16 protein-coding genes are annotated in these 17,825 nt (G+C 45.9%); 12 read left to right on the forward strand and 4 right to left on the reverse strand.

Annotation, left to right across the window (positions count from 1 at the left end):
• Nucleotides 1-60 precede the first annotated feature (60 nt).
• From MF542_RS17105 to MF542_RS17115, 3 genes are all read left to right on the forward strand, one after another.
• Complete coding sequence (locus MF542_RS17105) at nt 61-807, forward strand: substrate-binding periplasmic protein (RefSeq protein ID WP_247021726.1); 747 nt, start codon at nt 61-63, stop codon at nt 805-807.
• Nucleotides 808-1,104: 297 nt separating this feature from the next.
• Complete coding sequence (locus tag MF542_RS17110) at nt 1,105-3,507, forward strand: TonB-dependent receptor (protein WP_247021728.1); 2,403 nt, start codon at nt 1,105-1,107, stop codon at nt 3,505-3,507.
• A gap of 121 nt (nt 3,508-3,628) precedes the next feature.
• Nucleotides 3,629-4,549 carry a diacylglycerol/lipid kinase family protein gene (locus MF542_RS17115; protein WP_247021730.1) on the forward strand — a complete coding sequence of 307 codons (921 nt, stop codon included), beginning with the start codon at nt 3,629-3,631 and terminating at the stop codon, nt 4,547-4,549.
• Here MF542_RS17115 and MF542_RS17120 read toward each other — a convergent pair.
• Nucleotides 4,533-4,901, reverse strand: a complete 369-nt coding sequence (locus tag MF542_RS17120; RefSeq protein ID WP_247021732.1) for a DUF2794 domain-containing protein — start codon at nt 4,899-4,901, stop codon at nt 4,533-4,535. The genes MF542_RS17115 and MF542_RS17120 overlap by 17 nt on opposite strands.
• A gap of 168 nt (nt 4,902-5,069) precedes the next feature.
• Here MF542_RS17120 and MF542_RS17125 point away from each other — a divergent pair, with 168 nt between their 5' ends.
• The 9 genes from MF542_RS17125 to MF542_RS17165 all read left to right on the forward strand — a co-directional run bounded on the left by MF542_RS17125 (nt 5,070) and on the right by MF542_RS17165 (nt 14,672).
• Complete coding sequence (locus tag MF542_RS17125) at nt 5,070-5,750, forward strand: head GIN domain-containing protein (protein WP_247021734.1); 681 nt, start codon at nt 5,070-5,072, stop codon at nt 5,748-5,750.
• 24 nt (nt 5,751-5,774) lie between these two features.
• Nucleotides 5,775-6,470 carry a head GIN domain-containing protein gene (locus MF542_RS17130; RefSeq protein WP_247021736.1) on the forward strand — a complete coding sequence of 232 codons (696 nt, stop codon included), beginning with the start codon at nt 5,775-5,777 and terminating at the stop codon, nt 6,468-6,470.
• Between the two features lie 314 nt (nt 6,471-6,784).
• Nucleotides 6,785-7,474 (forward strand): glutathione S-transferase N-terminal domain-containing protein, encoded by a 690-nt coding sequence (locus MF542_RS17135; protein WP_247021738.1) that lies wholly within the window; start codon nt 6,785-6,787, stop codon nt 7,472-7,474.
• 90 nt (nt 7,475-7,564) lie between these two features.
• Nucleotides 7,565-8,500 (forward strand): ABC transporter ATP-binding protein, encoded by a 936-nt coding sequence (locus tag MF542_RS17140; RefSeq protein ID WP_343265091.1) that lies wholly within the window; start codon nt 7,565-7,567, stop codon nt 8,498-8,500.
• Nucleotides 8,501-8,502: 2 nt separating this feature from the next.
• Nucleotides 8,503-9,237, forward strand: a complete 735-nt coding sequence (locus MF542_RS17145; RefSeq protein WP_247021742.1) for an ABC transporter permease subunit — start codon at nt 8,503-8,505, stop codon at nt 9,235-9,237.
• A gap of 1 nt (nt 9,238) precedes the next feature.
• Complete coding sequence (locus tag MF542_RS17150) at nt 9,239-11,062, forward strand: Gldg family protein (protein ID WP_247021744.1); 1,824 nt, start codon at nt 9,239-9,241, stop codon at nt 11,060-11,062.
• A gap of 22 nt (nt 11,063-11,084) precedes the next feature.
• Complete coding sequence (locus MF542_RS17155; RefSeq protein WP_247021746.1) at nt 11,085-12,104, forward strand: DUF4340 domain-containing protein; 1,020 nt, start codon at nt 11,085-11,087, stop codon at nt 12,102-12,104.
• A 121-nt stretch (nt 12,105-12,225) separates the two neighbouring features.
• Nucleotides 12,226-14,118, forward strand: coding sequence for a molecular chaperone HtpG (gene htpG / locus MF542_RS17160; RefSeq protein ID WP_247021748.1), 1,893 nt, complete (start codon nt 12,226-12,228; stop codon nt 14,116-14,118).
• Nucleotides 14,119-14,249: 131 nt separating this feature from the next.
• Nucleotides 14,250-14,672, forward strand: coding sequence for a BLUF domain-containing protein (locus MF542_RS17165; RefSeq protein WP_247021750.1), 423 nt, complete (start codon nt 14,250-14,252; stop codon nt 14,670-14,672).
• A 3-nt stretch (nt 14,673-14,675) separates the two neighbouring features.
• Here MF542_RS17165 and MF542_RS17170 read toward each other — a convergent pair whose 3' ends face one another.
• The 3 genes from MF542_RS17170 to MF542_RS17180 are packed head-to-tail and all read right to left on the reverse strand — an operon-like array spanning nt 14,676 to nt 17,710.
• Entirely contained in the window at nt 14,676-15,962 is a 1,287-nt protein-coding gene (locus tag MF542_RS17170) for an HlyC/CorC family transporter (protein ID WP_247021752.1), read from the reverse strand.
• A 29-nt stretch (nt 15,963-15,991) separates the two neighbouring features.
• Nucleotides 15,992-17,131 (reverse strand): 3-dehydroquinate synthase, encoded by a 1,140-nt coding sequence (gene aroB / locus MF542_RS17175; protein WP_247021754.1) that lies wholly within the window; start codon nt 17,129-17,131, stop codon nt 15,992-15,994.
• Nucleotides 17,132-17,710, reverse strand: coding sequence for a shikimate kinase (locus MF542_RS17180; protein ID WP_247021756.1), 579 nt, complete (start codon nt 17,708-17,710; stop codon nt 17,132-17,134). It abuts the gene before it with no gap.
• Between the last annotated feature and the right edge of the window lie 115 nt (nt 17,711-17,825).

Here is a 17,825-nt window from a genome sequence, read left to right on the forward strand (position 1 = left end):
TGCATTTCAGGTGTGAGTTAGACAGTATCACGCGGTTGTTCGGTGGTCAGGGATCGTTTCATGTTGAAGGCTTTTCAGCTTTTCTTTTCTATGATGTCTTTGCTTGTGCTGGAGTACACAGCACATGCAGATGATAAAATTACTATCGCTATTGATGGCGGTATCCCTCCTTATGTTTACCCTGATAGTAAAGAGGGTATCGACGTTGATATCATAAGGAAAGCTGCGGAACTTGGTGGGCTTTCAATTGATTTTCTCGTCTCTCCCTATAACCGGGTTGAGCGCCTTTTAATTGATAAGAAGGTGCAGGCTGCTGTTAGTTATACTCCGAATTCAGAGTACGGGGCCGTTTCCATGCCTATTCGGTATTGGCATGATGGGCTTATCATTCGGCGTGGTGTGGATTTCTCCAGAGAGAACTGGGGAAACCTGAAATGGGGAACTTTCCCCGCCGTAGAAGCTTCTTTGGGTGAAGAAATCAGAGAGTTGTTGCCTTACCTAAAAACAGCAGAAATTATTGATAATACTCCGCAAGCCACCCGAATGATGCATGCAGGCCGGATGGATGCATATGTGGGGGATTTGGTGGCGTTTAAACATTATTTTGAAGGCCTGCGATCTGAAGAGGGTGGCGAAGATTTTGAAGTTATCCAGATTTACAAGCCTGTTCCCTATTATCTGATGTTTGTGAAACCTGCTAACAGAGACGCCTTTAACCGTGGTTTAAAAACTCTAAAAGATAGCGGCCAGTATGATTGGATTTGGGCGAAGCATATCTTGTTTGGCATTCAATCGGCGCAATTTTAAGCTCTGTTTTCTCGTAAAAATAGCATTATTTATTGGTTTAAACCCTATAGGTTATAGCCTTAGTGTGATTATATAACCTTTGATTGTGTACTTTGTTGCGCAATTGTCACAAAATGTGAAACATATGTAAAAAACAAGGGTGTATATTCTTATATTGTGTCGTAATTCATTGGCGCTACCTTATTTTCCCTCGCATAGTTTTTCCGTGATGCACCGCTTGGTGGGGAGTGGCCGAATGGCGTGTATCTGTGTGCATAAAAATGAAAAACTAAAAACAAACTAAGAAGGTAGGATCCTATGAAAAAGCATACAGCTGTCTGCATGAAAAGTGTTTCAGCGATTGCGTTGATGGCAACTGGTTTAATAGCCCCCTCTGTTGCCGCTCAGGATGAATATTCGCTCGAAGAAATCGTTGTAACAGCAACAAAACGCGCGTCCAGTATTCAAGACGTTCCATTCTCTATTAATGCCCAGTCACAGGCCGATATTCAGCGTTCCGGTGCGAAAAACATTGAGGACCTTTCAAGGAATATTGCTGGTCTTACGATCCAGAATTTAGGCCCTGGCCAAAGTCAGGTTTCCATCCGCGGTGTATCTGCGGGGCAGATTGTGCGTGACCAACCGGGTGTTAAAGAACAGGTTGGTGTGTATCTGGATGAATCTGTAATTTCACTCTCACTATTTACCCCAGATTTGGATTTTTATGATCTGAACCGTGTTGAAACACTTCGTGGTCCTCAAGGGACTTTATTCGGTTCTGGTTCTATTGGTGGTACGATCCGTTACATCACAAACCAGCCAAATGTTGAAGAATTTGAAGGCAGTGCTGAAATCGACTTGAACCAGGTTGACGGTGGCGGTTTTGGTGGTTCCGCTAAGGGTATGATCAACGTGCCGTTTGGTGATGGTTTAGGTGCGTTCCGTGCTGTTGCATACCACACTGAATATGGTGGCTATATTGATGCAATCCGTGAAGGTGGTACGATTGATGAAAATGTAAACAGTGGCAACCGCACGGGTGGTCGTTTGGCATTTACATTCAAACCTTCAGATACGGTGACTATTACCCCTCGCATTATTTATCAAGAGATTGATACAGATGGCTTTAACCGTCAGGAAGTATTTAATCTCTATGCAAATCCATTCACAGATGCATCTGCTGAAGGTGGCCGCGCACCGGTAACTTTTGAAGAACGCCAGCAGTTCCTTCTGCTTGATGAAGGTTTCAAAGATGAAACATTAATTGCAGATTTGAATATTGAAGTTGGGTTTGATGGCTTTGATGTAACAGCAATTTCAAGTTATACGGACCGTGACATTCTTGTAAGCCGTGATGCAAGCGCGCTTACAGGTAGTGTATCTGTAGATCTTGGTTTCCCTGATGAAGCTGTTCTGCTCCCATCCAACCTTCGTGATTCCACAAAAGTAGAACAGTTCACTCAAGAACTTCGTTTCTCGTCAAATGGTGATGGACCATTCCAGTGGATTATTGGTGGTTTCTATTCAAACACAGACCGTTTCTATCAGCAGTTCCTTCCAACACCAGGCTATGATGCATTCACAGATCAAGTATTAGGTGCTGGTACAGCTGAGGCAACACGTGCTGGCGTTGGCCCTGCGGATTCTCCGTTCTTCTCTGAACTACCGTATACGCTTGAACAAATCGCAGTATTTGGTGAAGTAAGCTACGATGTAACTGACCGCTTAAATATTACTGTGGGTGGCCGTTACTATGATTATGATGAAGAACGTGAAATTGATCAGGTTGGTCTCTTTGGATCTGGAACTGTGGATCAGGTAGATTCTACATCTTCCAATGGTTTTACACCTCGTTTCCTTTTGAGCTATGACCTGACTGAAGAAGTAACTTTGAATGCACAGGCATCTAAAGGCTTCCGTCTTGGTGGTGTAAATGATCCACTGAACACCCCGCTATGTAACCCGGAAGATCTGGATACATTCGGTAGTTTCCAGAACTATGATGATGAAACGCTTTGGAACTATGAAGTAGGTGTGAAAGTTAATACTGGTAATATCTCCTTCAATGCTGCTGCCTTCTATAACGATATCTCCAATCTTCAGGTAACACTTGATGCGGGCTCATGTTCTTCTCGTATTACCTTTAACGTTGAAGAGGCTCACACACTTGGTGTGGAGGCCGAATTCAAGGCACGTCTGTTTGATGGCTTTGATGTATCTTTCGCAGGTAGTGTTCTAGAGGCTGAGTTTGACTCTACTGTAACAAGCGCTGGTGCTGTGCTTGGCGGCGTGCGTGAAGGTAACCGCCTGGCGTCAACACCAGAATATAACTTTGGTACAACAGCAAGCTATACATTCCCGTTCGAGATTGCGGGTGACGGTGTTGAAGCATATGTAGCGGGTACATTCTCTGTACGCGGCAGTATCTTCACTCAGCCATCTGATCAGGAAGCGTCTGGTGATTTCGTATCGAACCTAGCGTTTGGTGGCGCTCCTGGCACGGATGTGACATCCGTAGACCTTGAGCTGGATTCATATAAAACTGCGAACCTGAGCTTCGGTATTTTCAAAGATGAATGGGAATTTGTTCTCTATGTGAATAACATCTTTGATGAAAACGCAAACCTCTCGTTTGATCGTGAGCGTGGTGGCCGTGCCCGCCTTGGCTTCCGTACGAACCAACCACGTACATTTGGTGCAGTTTACCGCATCAATTTTTAAATAGGTTGAATAGAAAAATAAGAGGGCGGTACCAATTGGTGCCGCCTTTTTCTTTTGCCAGTTTCATGCTCATGTAATAGTTGCTTGTATCAATTCAGGAAATATAGATGCGGGAAATACTATGCCCAAAAATCCATATATTGCCGTTATCAGTAATCCTGCCGCTGGACAGCGGAGTGGGCCTTTTCTGTGGGGGGTGATTAATCGCCTGAAGAAGAAAGGCGCTAAAGTTGATCTTATTGTAACTGAGGCGCCAGGCCATGCTGTGAAATTAGCAGCTGATTTGAGTACCGAGGGCAGCGTAGATTTAATAGTAGCTGCAGGTGGTGATGGTACGCTTAGAGAAGTGGCTGAAGGGTTAAACGGTAGCGATGTACCGCTTGGTATTATTCCGGCTGGTACAGCTAATGTAATGGCGCGGGAACTCGGCTATATGAAAAAAGGCATAAAATCCGTTAAGCGCGTTTCTAAAATCCTTCTGAAAAATCGAACACGTCCTGTTTATCCGTTTCAACTTACTCATGAAGGTAAAAGAACCATCGGCCTTTGTTGGCTGGGAGCCGGGTTTGATGCTGCGGTTCTGCAGTATGTGAACCCGTGGATGAAATCAAAGATTGGCAGGGCTGCGTTTGCACCGGCTATGATCACAACCATGATTAAAGAACCTCGTAAGCCTTCGGTGCCGTGGCAATCTAGTGATGTCACTGGGATGGCAGGTTGGATTATCCTTGCAAATATCGCGAAATATGCTGGGCCTTTTGTGCTTACTGAGAAAACGGCGGTGGATCAGCGGGGATTAGCCTGGTTGCGGTTTAAAAAGGCCGGGGCGATTGCTCGTCTTGTTGACCAAATACTATTACCTTTCAAGTCTCTCGATGTTCGAGGTGAAACACAAGAACTGTTGTCAGAGCAGGTAATAATTGGTGATGGTAATACACCTATTCAATTGGATGGTGATTTGATCGGGTTTGGCCCGGTATCGATTCAGCCGCAGGAAAAGCCGATCATGTTCAAGGCAGGGAAAGTTAATTTACGCTCTTGAACAGTTGCCGATCAAAATATTTGAGCATTGTCTTTAAATCTTTACCGCGTTTTAAAATCTGGTTGTTCATCCCCAGGATACGCCACATACCTTGTTTTCCGGCAAGTGCTGGTTCTTTGATAATACGGTAAAGCGGCATTTCACTTGCTCTGCGGTGGATTGAGAAAATTGCCATGTCGTCTAGGTGATCAATTGCATAATCATGCCATTCACAGGCAGCAACCATTTTGCCATACACATTCAGGATTTGATTAAGTTCTTGCCGCATAAAATACACGGTTTTTGAAGGCTTTTTTATCGAGCTATGAGATTGCTCAAAGGCAGGGTGAAATGATGCGCTAGTTTCGTCCATGGATGCTCCTTTGTATTAAATTTGCTCTAAAATGCGATAATACGCAAGAAAACTGCGATAAGTGGGGTTTAAATCCGGTTGACCCATCCCTATCTCAGTGGGATAAATAAGAAGGCCGATAAAAAAAGTAACAGTACGGCTCAAACACATATTGCGAGGATAAGACCCATGAAGAATAACGTATTCTTACGTCGTAGCTTGTTTGGTATGGCTGCAGCTGGTGTAGTTGCCGCGTCATTCATTTCAACAGGTGGTAATGCGACTTATGCCGATATGGCTTCTGAAACCAGAGATCTGGAAGAATTCACAAAAATTACCATCCTTGGTGCTGCTGAACTGGATGTTACAGCTGGCAAAAGCCAGGAAGTAACCGTGCGCACGGAGGATGATTTCCTTAAGGAAGTTCTGACGTATGTGAAGAATGGTACTCTTTACATTGATATGCGGGAGAAAGACCGCCGTCGCCGCTTCTGGGATAATGTTGATGTAGAAGTAAACATCAATGTTGAAAACCTTGAAGGCATTGAAGTGCTAGGCGCGATTGATGGTGACTTCAGTGATATTGATGCTGAAAACTTTGATATTGAAATCAAAGGTGCAGCCGACCTGGATATTGAAGGTACCTGCGGTACCCTTAACCTTGATGTAAAAGGCGCAGGCGACATTAATGCCAAGAACTTTGAGTGTTCAAGCGTTGAAGTGCAGGTAAAAGGCGCTGGTTCTGCGAGCGTTTACGCAAAAGAAGATATTGATGCCGATGTAAGCGGTGTTGGTTCGATTTCTATTTATGGCGAGCCGGCAAAGGTGCGTAAGCACGTTGGCGGTATCGGTTCAATCAGCATTAAATAACCAGCGACATTGAGGGGAAATACAATGAAATTCATCAAATCAGCAGCAGTGGTTGCAGCACTATCAGCTGTTTCTTTAACAGCAATGGCACGAGACGTAGCAGAGCAATCACGAAATGTAGGTTCTTTCACTGAGGTAACTCTTAAAGGATCTATGGATGCGGAAATCACTGTAGGTAAAGAGCGCTCAGTACGTGTGATTGCCGATGGTGATATTATTGACCGAGTTATCACCGAAGTGCGCGGTGACACACTTTACCTTGAAATGGAAAAGGGTTCCTACCGTAATATCAAAAAACTGGAAGTGATCATTACTGTACCAAAGCTTGAAGCTGCGGGCATCTATGGTTCGGGTGATATGAGCATTGAAAACGCAAAAGCTGATAGCTTCGAGCTTGACCTTAAAGGATCTGGCGATGCTGTGCTTTCTGGCGCTGAATTCGGAGAGTTCACAATCGATCTAGCTGGTTCTGGCGACATTAATGTTGAAGGTTCATGTAGTGGCCTGAAGCTTGATCTTCGTGGCTCTGGCGATGTATCTGCACGCCGTATGGAATGTGAAAATGCAGATGTTGATCTTCGTGGTTCCGGCGATATCAGCTTTTATGCATCAAAGCAGGCTGGTGTATCTGTGCGCGGTTCCGGCGATGTTGATGTTTACGGTCAGCCGAGTAATGTACGTTCAAACGTGCGCGGTTCTGGCGACGTAAATATTCGCTAAGCGATATATAAATATTCAAGAAAAAGCCTCTGCCAGTTTGGTAGGGGCTTTTTTATTGTACTGTTATAAACTAACGAAATAGAGCTATCTTTAAATGGCCTTAATTGGGCCTCGCTCAGGCCTTATTGGGGCTTCTATATATAGCTGTTGGCCTCGACTGGCCCAGCTAGCGGTTTCATGAACCTATGCCCCCTTATGACCGTACAAAACACAGCTGGGCCAGCTTTTCTCATCTATTCACTAAAGCGTTAGTTCTTCTTAGTTTTGTATAGCTCTATTGTGTTGGCTTATTTGTGGTAAGCTGGAGAGAATCCATGAAATTATATGAATTATGTGGTGAGAACAGGCAGGTATGTTTTGGGCCATATGTATGGCGCACCAAATATTTTCTCGCACATAAAGGCCTTTCTTATGAAACTGTGCCGTTGCGTTTTGTTGAAAAATCACAAATCGACGGTGAGGGTGCTCAGCGTTTTCCAACACTCGAAGATGGCGGCAAGCTGGTTGGTGATAGCTTTGAAATTGCACAGTATCTGGATGAAGCATATCCAGAAAATAAGATTTTTGGTTCAGAAGCAGAACTTGCTCAGGCCCATTCGCTTCAGGCATCTATCAACAGCATTGTGTTGTTCGGGATTTTCACTTGCGTTGCAGTAGATGTATGGAAACAGCTTGATGAGGCTTCTCAGGCCTATTTCCGGGACACAAGAGAAAAGGCAGTTGGGCAAAGCCTAGAGGATTTCGTATCGGGCCGTGAAACACGCGTTGAGGATTTCCGTAAGCAGCTTGATTTCCTACGGGCTCCTCTGGCGTCTTTCCCATACCTTAGTGGTAATCAGCCGGGTTGGCTTGATTATACGCTGATGGGTACTTTCATGTGGGCGCATACGGTTTCAGATTTCCAGCTTCTTGAAGAAAGTGATCCACTATACCAGTGGCGCGAACGGATGCTTGATCTATGGGATGGTAAATTCCGGGATGTGCCAAGGGCTGTGGCGCAATAACTTGCATGTTGGCGGGAATAGCTCTATCAAGAATCTCAATATTGATAATTAGTTTCATAGTGAAGAGCTGGGGATTTGCTGATGGATGTTTTGTTAGAAGCAAAACAACTGACAAAGCAATTTGGTGGGCTGGTTGCCGTCGACGGAATAGACCTTTCTGTAAAGAAGGGTGAAGTGCTGGGTTTTCTAGGGCCAAACGGTGCTGGTAAAACCACCACTATGAAAATGCTCACAGGCTTTCTCGCGCCAACAAGCGGGGAGGCCTCTGTGTGTGGGGAAACCGTTACTACCGGTAATGTAAAAGCCCGGGCTAAAATTGGCTACCTACCTGAAGGCGCGCCTCTTTACGGTGATATGACACCACGTGGGTTCCTGAGTTTTATGGCTGAAGCCAGACATATCCCAAAAGCTGAAATAGCGGATGTGGTGGAAAGTGCGGCTGGCGCCGTGCATCTTCACAGCGTTATGGAACAGCGTATTGAAACCCTTTCCAAGGGTTATAAGCGCAGGGTAGGGCTTGCTGCTGCAATTCTTCACGCGCCAGATGTTCTTATTCTTGATGAACCAACAGATGGTCTGGACCCAAACCAGAAGCACGAAGTGCGCCGATTGATTGAGGCAATGTCTGTTGACCGTTCGATTATTATCTCCACGCATATTCTTGAGGAAGTCGAAGCTATTTGCCACCGGGCTGTAGTGATTAATAAGGGCCGTATTGTTGCGGATGGCACGCCGACTGATCTCAAGAACCAGTCAGAATATAAAAACGCTGTTGTTATGCTGGTGCCAAAGGAGCAAGCAGAAAGGGCTGCCGCTGCTCTTAAGGGGTTAAGATTCATTGAACGAATTGAGGCTGCAAAGCAGGGTGATAACGTTCGTATGACCATTCTTGGCAAAGGACGCGGAGATATAGCAGAATCTATTTCTGATATCGCAGCCGTCAGCAATTGGCAGATTACGGAATTTTCTGTTGATCCGGGCCGGCTTGATGATGTGTTCCGCAGGCTGACAGAGGGGGAAGTATAACAATGCATATTTCCACCATCATAAAACGAGAGTTTGCCAGCTATTTTGCAACACCAGTTGCCTATGTGTTTCTGGTTATCTTCCTTGTTTTGCAGGGTATGTTTACTTTTTACATGGGCGCTTTTTATGAGCGTGAGCAGGCAGATTTAGTTTCATTTTTCACCTATCAACCTTGGTTGTTTCTGTTTTTGATGCCTGCCATTGGCATGCGACTATGGGCAGAAGAACGGAAAAGTGGCACTTTTGAACTACTACTCACGCTGCCAGTACCTTTGAGCGCAATTGTAATAGGTAAGTATTTGGCAGCCTTTCTGTTTGCAGCTTTTGCTCTTTTGCTGACATTCCCTATCTGGGTGACAGTGAATTGGCTGGGCGATCCAGATAACGGTGTAATTATTACTGGTTATCTTGGGTCTTTGCTCGTGGCTGGAAGTTTCCTTGCGATTGGCGCTGCGATGTCAGCTACAACAAAAAACCAAGTGGTAGCTTTCATCTTATCTGTATGTGCTTGTTTCTTCTTTATGGTTTCAGGCTTACCTATGGTGCTCGATGCATTCAGTAGCTGGGCACCTGAACCAATTGTTCTTGCTATTTCAAATCTAAGCCTTCTTACTCATTTTGATAATTTGCAAAAGGGTGTGATTGTAGCCAGTGATTTGGTTTATTTTGGAGCGCTGATTTTTGGATGGCTCTGGGTGAATCGTGTAGTGATCGAAAGTAAGAGAGAGGCGGGTTAACATGTCCAAGTTGTTGAGCCGTACATCTATTCAGTTTCTGCTTGCGGTTTTGATGTTCTTGTCGGTCACAGTGCTGGCTGATCGCTACTTACGAGCGTTTCGTGTCGATCTTACGGAGGGTGGTCTATATACCTTAACAGAAGGTACAGAAACCCTGTTGGCGGAAACTCAGGATTCCGTGTCTATGGAGTTTTATTTCTCCCGCACCCTAGCTACACCGTACCCTCAGCTTTTGAATTACGGGAAACGCGTCGAAGATATGCTCAGGGCTTTTTCCGTGGCGAGCAGTGGTCAAATCACTCTTTCTATTATTGACCCAAAACCCTTTTCTGAAGAAGAAGATGATGCGGTTGCCGCTGGCCTTAAGGGCATTCCAATGGGGGATGGTTCAGTCTTTTACCTTGGGTTGAAGGTGGCGAATGATCTGGATGGTGAAGCCATTATACCTTTCTTTACGGAAGAGCGGGAAAACTTCCTTGAGTATGATTTGGTGAAATTGCTTGTTTCTCTTGGAAACGAGAATAAGAAAACGCTCGCGCTTCTCACCAGCTTACCGATGCAGTTTGGCGCAGGAGGTGCACAAGCAGCTCTTTCCGGGCAGGGGCAACCCTATGTCATATATCAGCAGCTTCAGGAATTCTTCGATGTTTCCATGTTAGCTGCGGATTTTACGACCCTTCCAGATAGTACCGATGTGTTGATGGTGGTGCATCCGCCAGTTCTTACTGATGATCAGTTGTTTGCAATTGATCAGTTTGTACTGTCCGGTGGTCGTGCACTCGTGTTTCTTGATCCGCATTCGGAAGCGATGGATCCACGTGCCGTAACGCCACAAGCATCAAATCTTGGCCCACTCCTTAAAGCTTGGGGTGCTGAGATGCCAGAAGGTATGGTGGTTGGCGATGCGTCCTTGGCTCAACGTGTTCAGGTAGGCGGGTACGGACCGGATTCTATTAAAGACTATCTCTTCTGGCTCGGCATAAAGAAAGATTTCTTGTCGGCGGTCGATATTGTTGCAGGTTCTGTAGATAATCTGAATCTAGCCAGCAGCGGTGTGTTACTGCCAGTTGAAGGGGCTTCTACACGGTTTGATCCTCTTGTTAGTACAAGCGCTGTGGCGATGCTCTATGATGCGCAGCGTGCAACAGGACAACCGGACCCAGACGCTTTGCTGGGTGATTTTGTGGCAGACGGTAATAGTTATGCTCTGGTAGCTCGTTTGACAGGAGCTACAAAAACAGCATTTCCCGAAAAAGCGGAAGCTGGCATTACAGATGGCACGATTAATATCGTGGTAGGTGCTGATGTTGATCTGTTTGAGGATCGTTTTTGGGTGCAACTTCAGGAGTTGTTGGGGCAGAGAATTGTAGTGCCGCTTGCAGGTAATGGCAGTTTTATCCTTAACCTTGCCGATCATATTTCAGGCAGTGATTCTTTGCTCGAGCTGCGTGGACGAGGTGTGATGAAGCGCCCGTTTGGTGTTGTTGATCGGCTCCGGAAAAATGCAGAGGCAAAATACCTGGCAGAAGAGCGTATACTTCAGGAGCGCCTGCAGGTAGCAGAGCAACGTATTGCGGAACTTGAGGCACAACAGCCTGAAGGCTCTACAGTTTTCTCGAGTGAGCAAGAAGCGGAAATCGACTCCTTTAGGGATCAACTTCTTGAAACACGTAAGGAATTGAGGACAGTGAACCGTAATCTGCATGAAGAGATTGACGGCCTTGGAAAGTTGCTTGCCTTCATAAATATTGCTTTCGTGCCGATTATTATTGTCCTTTTCGTGCTTCTAAGGCTATTCATACGCCGCCGTAGGGCTGCTGTATAGAATTCAAAACGGACAAGGGCCAATGTCTGAAAGACTGACGAATATTTTAGGGTATCTCACACTCTTCGCAATTTTGGGTGCGATTTGGGTGCTGTTTGGAGAAGATCCTTCAAAAGAGCAGGGCGCTCGCAACGAACCAACTTTCTCAACTGTCGATCAAAAAATTAATGATGTTGAGGAAATTAATATCATTTCTGAGAAAGGGCAGGTTTCATTAGCCCGCACTAATGATGGTTGGGTTGTTAAAAGCAGAGATGCATATCAGGCTGATGGTGAAAAAGTTCGTGTCTTTTTGAGAGGGATTGCAAAATCTGAACGTAGAGAGCCAAAGACTTCCAACCAAAGCCGCTTTGACGTTCTTGGTTTAGGCTCAAAGGCAAAGACGGTTTCCCTTAAGGCCGCAGGCGGTGCAACTGTTCTTGAGTTTGCAATGGGGAAGCGTAAGGCAAATGCAACGAGTGGCCGTTCGTTAACCTACATCTATCAAGATACAGATACGCGTAGTTGGTTGGTCTCTGAGTTGGCAGAAGCTCAGGTCGACTCTGCCTGGTGGCTTGATCATTCTCTTTTCCGGTTTGATGATGCACGAGTGAGCGACGTAACGGTAAATGGTGTGTGGTTAACGCGTAAATTTGGTGATCAGGACTTTAAGCTTCAGGGTGTAAAAGCTAATGAGCAAGCACTGCCGAATTGGCAGTTACATTCACCAGCTCGTGCTATCGCAGATTTCACTTTTACTGATGCTAAAAAGCTTGGGAATCCGCTTGCCGAGCCGTTCGCAAAGGCTGTGCTGAATACATATGACGGTATGGTGGTAAACGTGGATATTTACCAGATGGATGAAGGTCGTTGGGCCAAAATATCAGCAGCATATGATGATACCCTTCGACTGGATCAGGCAGGGCTGAAAACGGCTGCGGAAGTACAAGCCGAAATTGCCTCTATTATGGCTGCAACACGCGAATGGGTGTTTAAGCTATCTGAGATTGACGCCGGTACTTTATCCTCCGTTCGGGCTGATTTTGTTAGTAATAAGCAATAAGCAGCATTATTTCATTCTAATGTAGGGGCTTGACGGTCCCTTATTTTTTCTTAAATGAAGAGCAGAAATTTGCGTCATACAAAGGCGTCACAAGTTAAATAATAAAGGTTCAAAATAAACAATGTCTGAAACGGTGAATAAGAAAACCGAAAAAATGGGTTTTGAGGCAGAGGTTTCCCGCCTTCTGCATATGATGGTTCACTCTGTTTATTCTGATAGAGAAATCTTCCTTCGTGAGCTGGTATCAAATGCGTCTGACGCGTGCGACAAATTGCGTTACGGGGTTCTCACAGATGCTTCTTTGAAAACAGATGGGAATGATTTTGGTATCGCCATCGTTGCGGATGCTGAAGCAAAAACCATTACTGTTTCAGATAATGGTATTGGTATGAACCGCGACGATTTGATTGCAAACCTCGGTACCATCGCGCGTTCAGGCACAGCCAATTTTGTTGACCAGTTAACGGGTGACAGCAAAAAAGATGTGCAGCTTATTGGCCAGTTTGGTGTTGGCTTCTACAGCGTATTTATGGTGGCTGGTGATGTTTCGGTAACGACGCGGAAAGCCGGTGAGGACACTGCTTGGCGCTGGGTCAGTAAGGGCGAAGGTTCTTACGAAATTGAAGAAGCTTCCAAGGAACATCAGGGAACAGAGATTGTTCTGCACATCAAAGATGATGCTGCAGAATTCCTTGAGCAGCACCGCCTGAGCAATATTGTCACTACATACAGTGATCATATCGAGGTGCCGATCACGCTTGCCATCAAAGGCAAAGAAGAAGCTGACGCAGAAGCGAAGATTGTGAACGAAGGTTCTGCTATTTGGGCGCGCCCGAAATCAGATATCACAGACGAGCAGTATACAGAGTTTTACCGTCACGTAGGCCACGCCTTTGATGAGCCTGTGCACCGCCTTCACTATAAAGTGGAAGGTATGCAGGAATATACTGTGCTTCTCTATGTCCCAACACAGAAGCCGATGGACCTGTTTGATCCAGCGCGTAAAAACCGTGTGAAGCTTTATGTGAAGAAGGTTTTCATCTCTGACGATTCCGCCGACATTCTGCCAGGTTGGCTCCGATTTATGCGCGGTGTTGTTGATAGCCAGGATTTGCCGCTTAATGTGAGCCGCGAGATGCTGCAGAACAACCCTGTTGTCAGTCGTATGTCGAAAGCCATTACCAAGAAGGTTCTTGGTGAATTTGAGAAAATGGCTGAAAAAGAAGCCGCGAAATTTGAAAACATCTGGGCCGAATTTGGTGGTGTGATCAAAGAAGGAATCTATGAAGATTTTGAACGTCGTGATCAAATTCTAAAGCTATCTCGTTTTAAATCTACTTCTGCTGAAGGCTGGACAACACTTGCTGATTATGTATCCCGCATGAAAGACAAGCAGGATAAGATTTATTATATCACTGGCACGGATGAAGAAGCATTGAAGCGCAGCCCGCAGCTTGAAGGTTTCAAAGCACGCGGCATTGAAGTGCTGCTCCTCGCTGATGCTGTGGATGATTTCTGGCTGCAGATGGTACCTGACTTTGAGGGTAAAGGCTTTGCTTCTATCACGCGCGGAACGAGCGATCTCGATGATATCGCAGGTGTGGAAAAGAGAGTTGAAGAGCAAGCGCCAGAGGGTGAGCTTACAACGCTTATCACTCTGATGAAGGAAGTTCTCGGCGACAAAGTATCTGATGTTCGGGCGTCTAACCGCCTTACTGATACGTCTTCCTGCCTAGTGGCAAGTGATACAGGTATGGATATGGCGATGGAGCGTATGCTTAAAGCTCATAACCAGCTTGATGCAGTAACAGCAAAAGTGCTTGAAATTAATCCGAGCCACGGCCTGATCAGAAAGCTTGCGAAGAAAGCAGGCGAAAAAGGCGCGATGGATACACTCGCTGATCCTGTTTGGCTTGTGCTTGATCAGGCTAAAATCCTGGAAGGTGATGCGCTTGATGATGCAGCGGCCTTCGCTCGCCGTCTGTCTGCTGCCATGGAAGCTGGTCTCGCGTAATAGGTCTGTTCATTAGAGATTTTGAAGCCTCGGTTTTCCGAGGCTTTTCTTTAGTCTTAATTAATACTAATTTAGTAATGAATGTGGTAAAATTCATCAAATACAAACGCTTAGTAATTGTGAGGCAACTCATGGGTGAAGCTTGTAAAGGGTTACATAAATTACTGTATGTGAGTGAACGCGATTTTTCGGTTCCATGTGATCTGGAACGCATTCTGAAAAATGCTCGACAGGTTAACAGAGAAAACGGCATAACAGGTGCTCTCTGGTATGACGGCAAGCAGTTTGTTCAGTGGTTGGAAGGCCCTAAAATAGCTGTTGAGAACGTCTATGCCCACATTCTCGACGCACGACAGCATAAAAATGTACGAACAGTTTACTTTGAGCCAACTTTGAAGCGTATCTACGCCGAGTGGTATATGGGGTATTATGGCGATTTCCGGGAAGACCCAGAAATTATGAATGTGCTCTCTAGAGATACCGGGGCAACCCTTTCAACGGATATGATGGTAAATCCAGCTTTGTGGCAAACTGAAGAAAGGCTGCCTGATTAGTAACTACCGGGTTTTCTTGATCCGCACACCCGTTATCTGGTTGCGAGATCGGGCGGTAATTTCAAACTGGAAGCCATCAAAGGTATATTGTTTACCCACGATCGGAATTGCTTCTGCATAGTGAATCACAAGCCCAGCGATCGTTGTTGCATCTTCGTCAGATAGATCCCAATCAAACATACGGTTCAGGTCACGGATGGAAACCGTACCTTCACTTTGAACGGTGCCGTCCGCCAACGTGCGTACGCCAGGGACTTCGAAATCATGCTCATCAGCAATATCGCCAACAATTTCTTCAAGGATATCTTCGAGGGTCACCAGTCCTTGAATGTCGCCGTACTCGTCAACAACCAATGCAAAATGCGCCTTGCGTTCAAGGAAGGCATTCAACTGTTCCTTAAGCGTTGTGGTTTCCGGTACAAACCAGGGCTTGGTCATGATGCGTTTGGCATTGAAACGGTGCATTTGCCCATTTGAGCGGCGAATAGCGCGCAGCACATCTTTGGCATGCAGGACACCAACGATATTTTCGACACTGCCTTCGTAAACCGGCAGGCGGGTGTAGGGGCTGCGAACAACAGCAGAGATAATATCCTGTGATTTTTCAGCTAGATCGATGGTTTGCATGCTGGAACGGTGCACCATTACGTCTTCAATCGTAACATCTTCCAGGTCTAGGATGGAGCCAAGCATGTGCTTGTCTTCTTTTACCAAACCGCCTTCCTGACCGTGGAGATCAATAGCACCGCGCAGCTCGTCCTGTGCGGATAGGGCGTGGCCCATCTCGGAAATATCAGCGCCAAAAAGCTTCAGGGTCAGGCGTACAATCTGGCGCACCATAGCAACGATGGGAGAAAAGACCGTAACGATAATATTGATAAACCAGGCCACGCTCAGAGCCATCTTATCGGGGTTCGCGATCGCGTATGATTTTGGCAGTACTTCGGCGAAGATAAGAACGAGAAGTGTCATCACCAGTGTGGCATATACTACGCCTTCTTCGCCTGCGATTTTGATAAGAAGGCTGGTCGCGAGCGCTGAAGCCAGAATGTTCACTAGGTTGTTGCCAAGCAGGATAGCGCCAATCAGTTTTTCCTTATCATCTATAAGTTTGGCAACTCGTGTTGCGCGTTTGTCTCCGCCGCGCATAAGTTGGTGAATACGAGCTTTAGAGGCAGCGGTTAGTGCGGTTTCTGAACCTGAGAAAAAACCCGAAAGCAACAGAAGCACAAAAATAATGCCTGCAGTTATCCAGAAGGCTGTATCAAACACCGTTGCCGCATCTTCCATGAAGCATGCTCCTGCTTTTCTTAAATAGATTATTTGCCGTTGATGGAGTTTTGCAGAACCGCTTCTACAAGATCAAGGTCTATCCCGCGACGCATCTCAGCTTTACCAATACCGCCAACGATAAAGCCAATATCACCTGCTTCAGCTTTTTTATCCTTGGTCATGTGCGCCATCAGGGTTTTAGCATCAAGCTCAACACCGATCTCGGAAGCAAAAGCCTTCATACCTACGGATTTAAGATGTTTTACGAGCCTGCTTTTTTCGCTTGTTTCAGCGAGGCCAAGTTTTGCGGATAGATCAAGCGCCATCACCATGCCAATACCCACACCTTCACCGTGAAGGAGGGTGCCATCATATCCGCATTCCGCTTCAAGGGCATGGCCGAAGGTATGGCCTAGATTGAGAAGGGCGCGTTTCCCGCTTTCCCGTTCGTCTTCAGCAACAATACGTGCTTTGGCCGTGCAGCTTTCTTTAATAGCGTAAATCTGTGCTGCCAGTTGTTGGTTGCTGTTTTCACCGCTTATTAGCGCATGGCCATTTTCTTCAAGCCATTCAAAAAAGTCTGGGTCATCAATAAGGCCGTATTTTACCACTTCTGCATAACCAGCCTGTACTTCACGTTTTGGAAGTGTGTTTAATACATAAGGGTCAATCACCACTGCTTTTGGCTGGTGGAACGCGCCTACTAGGTTTTTGCCGTACGGAGTGTTGATACCGGTTTTGCCGCCTACGCTGCTATCGACCTGCGAAAGTAGTGTTGTTGGTACCTGAATGAAATTAATGCCACGCAGAACTGAAGCTGCAGTGAAGCCTGCTAGGTCGCCGATAACGCCGCCACCCAGTGCCAGAATAATATCTTTGCGCTCTATGCCTGCGCTGAGCATATCATTAAGTAGTTTTTCAAAAACACTGAAATTCTTGGTACCTTCACCAGGCGTAAGAGTGAACCATTTCTGGCTGATATCTTCCCGATCCAGCGTCGCTGTTACTTGTTTTTTATAAAACCCTGCAACTGTCTCTTCGGTTACAACAAATACACGTTTGTTCTTCAGGTGAGGAGAAACATAGCCACCGAGCTCAGAGAGGGCACCGCCTTTAATGATAATATCATATGACCGATCACCGAGAGGTAGATGAATGATCGCTTGCTGGTCGGTATCTTGTGTCATTTAGCGGACTTCCCTGTCGTTGAGTGCTTTCAGAATATTATCAACGACTGTTTCATGTGGCCCAGCGCCGGACATCACTTTCAAATCAGCTTTGTCGTAAAGCGGGGAACGCTCGTTGGCGAGCTTGGTCAAAATCTCTTTTGGGTCACCTTGTTTGAGAAGTGGGCGTGTATCTCTGCGGCCAGTTCGTTCCACTAGCGTATCGATGTCTGCGTCCAGCCAGATGCTCAGGCCTTTATCTTTGATCATGCGGCGAGTTTCCTGATTGATAAAAGCACCGCCGCCCGTGGCAATAACTTGTGGTGTGCCATCAAGAAGGCGGGAAATTACGCGGCGTTCGCCAGCACGGAAATCTTCTTCTCCATATTCTTCAAAAATCTCAGAAATCGTCATGTCGGCAGCTTTTTCAATTTCATGGTCTGAATCCACAAAATCCATACCAAGTTTTTTCGCTAAGCGTCTGCCAACAGTGGTTTTACCAACACCCATCAGGCCCACAAGCACAATGGTGCGGTCCACTCCAAGAGCGCTTGGATTGATAACACTTGTTTGTCTGAAATGTTTGCGTCGTCTAGGCATACTTGCCTTTTATAAGCCCGCCCCGGTTTGACCAAGTGTTTTTTTTGAAACCATTTTTAAAAACTGATGGGCATTTGAGTGGTTATTTGCTTTTTGATAAATTGAATATAATTCA

Origin of the sequence: Kordiimonas laminariae (genome assembly GCF_023008165.1) — a bacterium.
Classification (GTDB): Bacteria; Pseudomonadota; Alphaproteobacteria; order Sphingomonadales; family Kordiimonadaceae; genus Kordiimonas; species Kordiimonas laminariae.